This window comes from Arthrobacter horti, assembly GCF_030731045.1.
Lineage (GTDB): Bacteria > Actinomycetota > Actinomycetes > Actinomycetales > Micrococcaceae > Arthrobacter_E > Arthrobacter_E nanjingensis.
In genome coordinates this window covers 347,705-353,704 of the sequence record NZ_JAVALS010000003.1, presented here as the reverse complement: position 1 = coordinate 353,704, position 6,000 = coordinate 347,705, and the positions used below count along the sequence as shown (strand labels likewise).

General features: G+C 68.8%; 9 protein-coding genes. 5 read left to right on the top strand and 4 right to left on the bottom strand.

What is annotated here, in order from left to right; genetic code table 11:
* Window positions 1–229: 229 nt before the first annotated feature.
* Both Q9R02_RS07760 and Q9R02_RS07755 read right to left on the bottom strand, forming a co-directional pair.
* Complete coding sequence (locus Q9R02_RS07760; protein ID WP_305996081.1) at window positions 230–436, bottom strand: hypothetical protein; 207 nt, start codon at window positions 434–436, stop codon at window positions 230–232.
* 207 nt (window positions 437–643) lie between these two features.
* Entirely contained in the window at window positions 644–1,384 is a 741-nt protein-coding gene (locus tag Q9R02_RS07755; protein ID WP_305996080.1) for an SDR family oxidoreductase, read from the bottom strand.
* Between the two features lie 137 nt (window positions 1,385–1,521).
* Between Q9R02_RS07755 and Q9R02_RS07750 the strand changes: the two genes are divergently transcribed.
* Complete coding sequence (locus Q9R02_RS07750) at window positions 1,522–1,884, top strand: cupin domain-containing protein (RefSeq protein ID WP_305996079.1); 363 nt, start codon at window positions 1,522–1,524, stop codon at window positions 1,882–1,884.
* Window positions 1,885–2,016: 132 nt separating this feature from the next.
* Entirely contained in the window at window positions 2,017–2,643 is a 627-nt protein-coding gene (locus Q9R02_RS07745) for a thymidine kinase (protein WP_305996078.1), read from the top strand.
* Window positions 2,644–2,660: 17 nt separating this feature from the next.
* On the opposite strand, the gene Q9R02_RS07740 is transcribed toward Q9R02_RS07745, so the two are convergent.
* Window positions 2,661–3,101 (bottom strand): MarR family winged helix-turn-helix transcriptional regulator, encoded by a 441-nt coding sequence (locus Q9R02_RS07740; RefSeq protein WP_305996077.1) that lies wholly within the window; start codon window positions 3,099–3,101, stop codon window positions 2,661–2,663.
* 50 nt (window positions 3,102–3,151) lie between these two features.
* Here Q9R02_RS07740 and Q9R02_RS07735 point away from each other — a divergent pair, with 50 nt between their 5' ends.
* The 3 genes from Q9R02_RS07735 to Q9R02_RS07725 are packed head-to-tail and all read left to right on the top strand — an operon-like array spanning window position 3,152 to window position 4,998.
* Window positions 3,152–3,574: an organic hydroperoxide resistance protein gene (locus Q9R02_RS07735; protein ID WP_305996076.1), complete on the top strand. Its 423-nt coding sequence runs from the start codon at window positions 3,152–3,154 to the stop codon at window positions 3,572–3,574.
* A 1-nt stretch (window position 3,575) separates the two neighbouring features.
* On the top strand, window positions 3,576–3,965 hold the full coding sequence (locus tag Q9R02_RS07730) for a DUF1304 domain-containing protein (RefSeq protein WP_305996075.1): 390 nt from the start codon (window positions 3,576–3,578) through the stop codon (window positions 3,963–3,965).
* A gap of 22 nt (window positions 3,966–3,987) precedes the next feature.
* Window positions 3,988–4,998: an NADP-dependent oxidoreductase gene (locus Q9R02_RS07725; RefSeq protein WP_305996074.1), complete on the top strand. Its 1,011-nt coding sequence runs from the start codon at window positions 3,988–3,990 to the stop codon at window positions 4,996–4,998.
* 127 nt (window positions 4,999–5,125) lie between these two features.
* On the opposite strand, the gene Q9R02_RS07720 is transcribed toward Q9R02_RS07725, so the two are convergent.
* Window positions 5,126–5,833 carry a TetR/AcrR family transcriptional regulator gene (locus Q9R02_RS07720; RefSeq protein WP_305996073.1) on the bottom strand — a complete coding sequence of 236 codons (708 nt, stop codon included), beginning with the start codon at window positions 5,831–5,833 and terminating at the stop codon, window positions 5,126–5,128.
* Window positions 5,834–6,000: the final 167 nt, after the last annotated feature.

The window sequence follows — 6,000 nt, the reverse complement described above, 5'->3', positions numbered from 1 at the left end:
AACAACTCGCCGAGACCGAACGGCTGTTGAACATCCGGCCCCGCAAAACCCTCCACTGGGACACCCCACGTGAAAGACTGACCCAACTGATCGACAGTGTTGCGCTAACCCCTTGAAACCGCCGCGGTTTTAGGGGCGTCAGCTGTAACTTCGCGGGTGGGGCGGGGCCGTTGAACACGAAAGCCGCCGGACGTCGTCGTCCGGCGGCTTTCCGTGATCCTGGGGCGGATCAGACCGCCTGAAGCTGGGCCGCGCGGCTGGAGCGACGGCGCCACACCGTGGCCTGGCCATTCACCATGGGAAGGACGTGGCCCTCCGGGATGAACTGCTCGTGCTGGGGATCGCCCTCCGGGACCCAGATGCCGGAGACCGGGCAGTGCGCCCCGGTTTCCGCGCTGGGAACGGCACGATCATGGACCAAGGCGATGCGCTTCATCGTTGAAACCCCTCGTTGTGTCTTACTCTCGGCCTGATGGCCGATGGAACCTAGGCTTTGAGCCTAGTCAAAATCGTCTGATGGATTCCCTGTGCAGATGTACAACTGTGATCTGAAACGCTGTTCGTCGGTCCGGTGCAATGGCGCCCGGAAATTGATATGTGTTCTTGGTCACACCGCGATGACCCGCCGTCCACGGCAGGAACGTCACCGCTTCTCAAGCCATTCATCGAAGGTGCGCTCCGCCAGCACCGCCCCCGGACGCGGCAGCAGGGACCCGTCCCGCTGAGCCCGCCCGAGCGCCCCGGGCACGGAGATCTCCGGAACCTTCCGCCGGTACCCCTGTGCACGTGCATAGTCCTGGACCATCCGGGCCAGGCTCTCCTCCCGCGGTCCGGCGAAGTCCGGGGCGATGCCCTGCGGCTCCCCCTCGGCCAGCACCACGAGGTACTCCCCCAGTTCCCCGGTATCCACCGGCCGCACCCGTCCACGCGGCGCGAACCGGAACGGCCCGGCGTGCAGGATCCCGTACATGAGCGCCGCGAAATCGTGGAACTGCGTGGCCCGCTGGACGGTCCACAGCACCGAGCCTGCCGCCACCGCCTGTTCCTGCGCCAGCTTCGCCGCGTAGTACCCGTGCGGCGCACGGTCGATGCCGACGATCGAGAGCGCCACGTGATGCCGCACGCCCGCCTGCGCGCCGGCGTCAAGCAGCGACATGGTCGCCGCCGTGAAGAAGCCGGTGGCCTTCCGTGCGCTGGGCGTCATGATGTTCAGGACATCGACGACGGCGTCCACACCATCCAGCGCCACGCGCACCGCGGAGGTGTCCAGCACGTTCACGCCGGACGCCCGCGTCAGGGCGACCACCTCATGCCCGCGCTCCGTCGCCGCCCGGACGGCATGCCGCCCCACGGTGCCACTCGCTCCCGCGATCGCGATCCTCATGCACCCTTCCCCGCCGGGCGCCCTGCCCGGAACTTCCGTTGCCATTCTGCTCCCGGCGGCTCCGGCACGTTACTGCACCGCCCAGTATAGAATTCCGGTACCCGCCCGCTTCCGGGCCCGGAAACCCAGGAGAAACCATGGCCGACGCGTCCCGCACCGCCACGCTGCACCACGTCCCGGACGCGTCTTTGGAGCATGAGCCGCTCCCTACGGAGCAGGTCCTGGCCGGGTCGCCCACCGCGGGGATCCTGGAACTGGAGGACCTGGCCGGCTGCGGCGTAGGCGTCTGGGAGATGACCCCGGGCACCGCCACCGATGTGGAGGCGGAGGAGGTCTTCGTGGTACTCAGCGGCTCCGCCCGGGTCGACTTCCTCGACGCCCAGGACACCGTGGAGCAGTCGCTCGAACTCACCGCCGGTGACCTCGTCCGCCTGCGCGCGGGCCAGCGGACCGTCTGGGCCGTCCGCGAGACGCTCCGCAAGGTGTACCTCAGCGCCTGAGCCGCGCGGCGTCGTCGTCGACTCACGTCGAGGTGACCCGCCCCGGAAACCCCGTCGGAGGCTCCCCCCCTAGAATGGCTGGCATGCCTATCCTCCGCCCCGCCGGCCCCTGCCACGACGGGACCGCTTGACGTGGCCAAACTCTATTTCCGCTACGGGGCCATGAACTCCGGCAAGTCCACGGCGCTGCTGCAGGTGGCGTTCAACTATGAGGAGCGCGGTCAGCGCGTGCTGCTGGCGAAGCCGGGGATCGACACCAAGGGGGACAGCTCCATCGTGTCCCGGCTGGGCGTGGAGCGGGAGGTCGACTTTGTGATCCCGCAGGGCGCGGACGTGCGCGCCCTGGTTCGCCAGTACGGCGCCGGCGACGATCCGGACGCGCTCCTGGAGCACGTGGACATGGCTCCCGTGGCATGTCTCCTGGTGGACGAGTCGCAGTTCCTCAGCCCGGAGCAGGTGGACGACCTCTTCCGCATCGCCGTGCTGGACGGCATCCCGGTCCTGGCCTACGGCATCCGCACGGACTTCCGCACCCAGGCCTTCCCGGGCGCCGCACGCCTGCTGGAGATCGCGCACTCGCTGGAGGAGCTCAAAACCATCTGCCGCTGCGGCCGTAAGGCGGTCTTCAACACGCGGATCGTGGACGGCCGTTTCGTGTTCGACGGCGGCCAGGTCGCCATCGACGGTGAGGACGTGGGCTATGAGTCGCTGTGCGGGAGCTGCTACCTGGCGGAGACCGGCGGCTCGCTGAACCCCTAAGCCGGTTTCAGAGGAGCTCACCGCACGGCGTCGAGCGCCTCCATGATGTGGCCCAGCATGGCCTTGAGGCGCTCGGCGTCACCTTCCTCCAGCGAGATGGCGGAGGCCAGGCGCTGCGGGACATCGGCCACGGTGTCCCGCAGCGCCAAACCTTGCGGCGTGACCGTGATCAGGACCTTCCGCTCATCGCTCACGGAGCGGCGGCGCTCCAGGTGGCCGGCGGCCTCGAGGCGCTTGAGCAGCGGGGTCAGGGTACCGGTGTCCAGGCGCAGCTTCTCACCGAGCTCACCGACACTCTGCGGCGCGTCATCCTTCCAGAGGGCCAGCATGACCAGATACTGCGGGTAGGTCAGGCCCGATTCCGCCAGCAGTGTGCCGTAGGCGCGCGTCACGGCACGTGCGGCGGTGTGCAGGGGGAAGCACAGCTGGGCGTCGAGATCGAGCTGTTCATAAGACATGCCCCAATTCTAGCTTGCGCATTCATATTGTGCACAATACAGTTGTGCGCATGAATACTCCAGCGCTCTACACGGCCACCGCCGTCGCCCATGGAGACGGCCGCAACGGCCACATCCAGTCCTCCGACGGCCTCCTCGACGCCCCCGTCCGCACCCCGAAGGAACTCGGCGGCGCCGGAGGGGCCACCAACCCGGAACAGCTCTTCGCCGCCGGCTACGCGGCCTGCTTCCACTCCGCCCTCAAGCTTGTCGCCTCGCAGGAAAAGCTGGACGCGAGCGATTCCGAAGTGGTGGCGGACGTGTCCCTGCACGCTCTGCCGGGCGGCGGCTACGGCCTCTCGGCCCGCCTCGAAGTGGCGCTTCCGGCCCTGGAGAACGACGACGCGCAGCGGCTCATCGAGCGCGCGCACCAGGTCTGCCCGTACTCGAACGCGACGCGCGGCAATATCGACGTCCAGCTCGCGGTGGCCTGAGATGCTCACCGTCGCAGGCCTCGTCCTGGCCGGCCTCGCCGCCCTGGTGCACGTCTATATCTTCCGCATGGAGTCCCTGACCTGGACCTCCGCTGCCACCCGTAAGGTGTTCGGCGCCAGCGAGAGCGAAGCCGCCGCCACTCGCGAGATGGCCTTCAACCAGGGCTTCTACAACCTCTTCCTGGCGATCGCCACAGCCCTCGGCATCGTGCTCTTCGCGGCGGGCCAGTTGGCCGTGGGCGCCACCCTCGTCTTCACGGGCGCCGGTTCCATGACCGCCGCCGCCCTGGTTCTGCTCCTCTCCAGCCCGGACAAGCGCTCCGCAGCCCTCAAGCAGGGCGTCATTCCGGCCCTCGGCGTGCTCAGCCTCGCGCTGGGTCTCTCCCTCTGACAGCTCTCCCCCGAAGGAACCCATGACTACTTTCACCAGCACCGAGATCCAGCTCATCCGCCGCCCGCAGGGCTGGCCCGTCGCGGAGGACTTCCGCACCGCCGTCGTGGATCACCCCGCACTGCAGCCCGGTGAGGTGCGCGTCCGCAACGAATTCATCTCCGTGGACCCCTATATGCGCGGCCGGATGAACGACACCCGCAGCTACGTCGCCCCGTACCCGCTCGGCGAGGCCATCAAGGGCGGCGCCGTCGGCCGCGTGGTGGAGTCCGCCTCGGAGGAGCTGCCTGTCGGCACCGCAGTGCTGCACCAGCACGGCTGGATGGACGGCGTCCAGGCCCACGCGGACACCTTCCGTGCCGTCCCGGAGATCCCCGGGCTGCCGCTCTCCCTCCGCCTGCACATCCTCGGCATGACCGGCCTGACCGCGTACGTGGGCCTCACCGCCGTCGCCGGCCTCAAGGAAGGCGACACCGTGTTCGTCTCCGGCGCCGCGGGCGCCGTGGGGTCCGCCGTCGGGCAGATCGCCAAGCTGCTGGGCGCGGGGCGCGTGATCGGTTCCGCGGGTTCGGCGGAGAAGGTGACGCTGCTGACCGAGAAGTACGGGTACGACGCCGCGTTCAACTACAAGGACGGGAACGTGCGGGAACTGCTCGCGGCCGCAGCGCCGGAGGGCATCGACGTGTACTTCGACAATGTGGGCGGTGACCACCTGGAGGCCGCGCTGGACGCGTTCAACGACGGCGGCCGGGCGGCTTTGTGCGGCGCGATCTCCGCGTACAACACCACCGATCGGGTGACCGGGCCGGACAATATGGCGAACCTGATCACCCGCGGGCTCCGTCTGCAGGGCTTCACGCTGGGCTCGTACCTGCACCTGGGCCAGGAGTTCTCCGAGCGCATGAACGGCTGGTTCGCGGATGGGAAGATCGCGTTCGACGAGACCGTGGTGGACGGGATTGAGAACACCGTGGACGCGTTCCTGGACATGATGCGCGGCGCCAACACCGGCAAGATGCTGGTGCGGGTCTGAGCCGACGAGGGCCAGTGGCTTTCCCCGGCCTTGTGGACTTTCCCCGCCGCTTCAGCGCAGGGGAAATTCCACAAGGCCGGGGAAAACCCGCACCGCCTTCGCAGGCAGAACGAGGCCCTCGGTGTTTTCATACGTCGGAGCGCATGCCCTCCCCCGCTCGGGCCCAGCCGCGGCCGGAGCCCCAGAGGGAATGGAGCCCCGTGAGGATCGCCTCCAGCCCCATGCTGAACACCAGGTCCCGCGGGCGGGCGTCCTGCGCCTCGACGGAACGGGAGAACGCCTCGTAGCTGCGGGCCAGCAGCGGCGAGTGGGCCGCGTCCGGCGGGGCGTAGGCGTCGTCGGGCGACGTCGAGTCCAGGGCGGCCCCGAAGATGAACGTCTCCAGCACACTCAGGGACGCCACGGTGCTCTCCTCCGGCCAGCCGGCGGCCGCGAATCCGGCCACCACCCGTTGATAGACCAAGGAGCTCCGCGGGGCCTGCGCCAGCGGGACCTCCACGATCACGGGCACCAGTTCCGGCCTGCGGCGCAGCGCGTGCAGGTAGCTCCACGCCCAGCGGGCCAGGGCCTCCCGCAGGGACACGCCGCCGAAGCCGCTCACGTCCAGCTCCTCGGCGAACCGCTCCTGCACCGTGGCCAGGACGGCCGCGCGGGACGGGACGTGGTTGTAGAGGGCACTGACCGAGACCCCGAGCCGGGCCGCCAGCGCCCGCATGGTCAGGCCGCGCAGGCCCACGGTGCGGAGCAGCTCCAGGGCGGCCTCGTGGATCAGCCCGGCATCCACCACCGCGCCGCGGGGACGGCCGGGGCGACGGGAGGGAGCGGCGGCGTTCATGGGCCGATGGTATCCCGCTAAATGAACACTTCGCAGATCATCAGAGCCTGATCTGCAGTTCATAGATGGCTTTAAATGAACCTTTGGAGCGATTTCCTCGCTCCTGCCCCGGGCCGCTTCTAGCATCGTCTGGCGACCTCCGGCACTGTGAGCCGGATCACCGACAC

What these genes read in the sequence shown, in the direction of transcription:
- Q9R02_RS07735 (WP_305996076.1), top strand. Translation starts at nt 3,152, where the DNA reads ATGAATACTCCAGCGCTCTACACGGCCACCGCCGTCGCCCATGGAGAC.
- Q9R02_RS07760 (WP_305996081.1), bottom strand. Translation starts at nt 436, where the DNA reads ATGAAGCGCATCGCCTTGGTCCATGATCGTGCCGTTCCCAGCGCGGAA.
- Q9R02_RS07730 (WP_305996075.1), top strand. Translation starts at nt 3,576, where the DNA reads ATGCTCACCGTCGCAGGCCTCGTCCTGGCCGGCCTCGCCGCCCTGGTG.
- Q9R02_RS07720 (WP_305996073.1), bottom strand. Translation starts at nt 5,833, where the DNA reads ATGAACGCCGCCGCTCCCTCCCGTCGCCCCGGCCGTCCCCGCGGCGCG.
- Q9R02_RS07725 (WP_305996074.1), top strand. Translation starts at nt 3,988, where the DNA reads ATGACTACTTTCACCAGCACCGAGATCCAGCTCATCCGCCGCCCGCAG.
- Q9R02_RS07755 (WP_305996080.1), bottom strand. Translation starts at nt 1,384, where the DNA reads ATGAGGATCGCGATCGCGGGAGCGAGTGGCACCGTGGGGCGGCATGCC.
- Q9R02_RS07740 (WP_305996077.1), bottom strand. Translation starts at nt 3,101, where the DNA reads ATGTCTTATGAACAGCTCGATCTCGACGCCCAGCTGTGCTTCCCCCTG.
- Q9R02_RS07750 (WP_305996079.1), top strand. Translation starts at nt 1,522, where the DNA reads ATGGCCGACGCGTCCCGCACCGCCACGCTGCACCACGTCCCGGACGCG.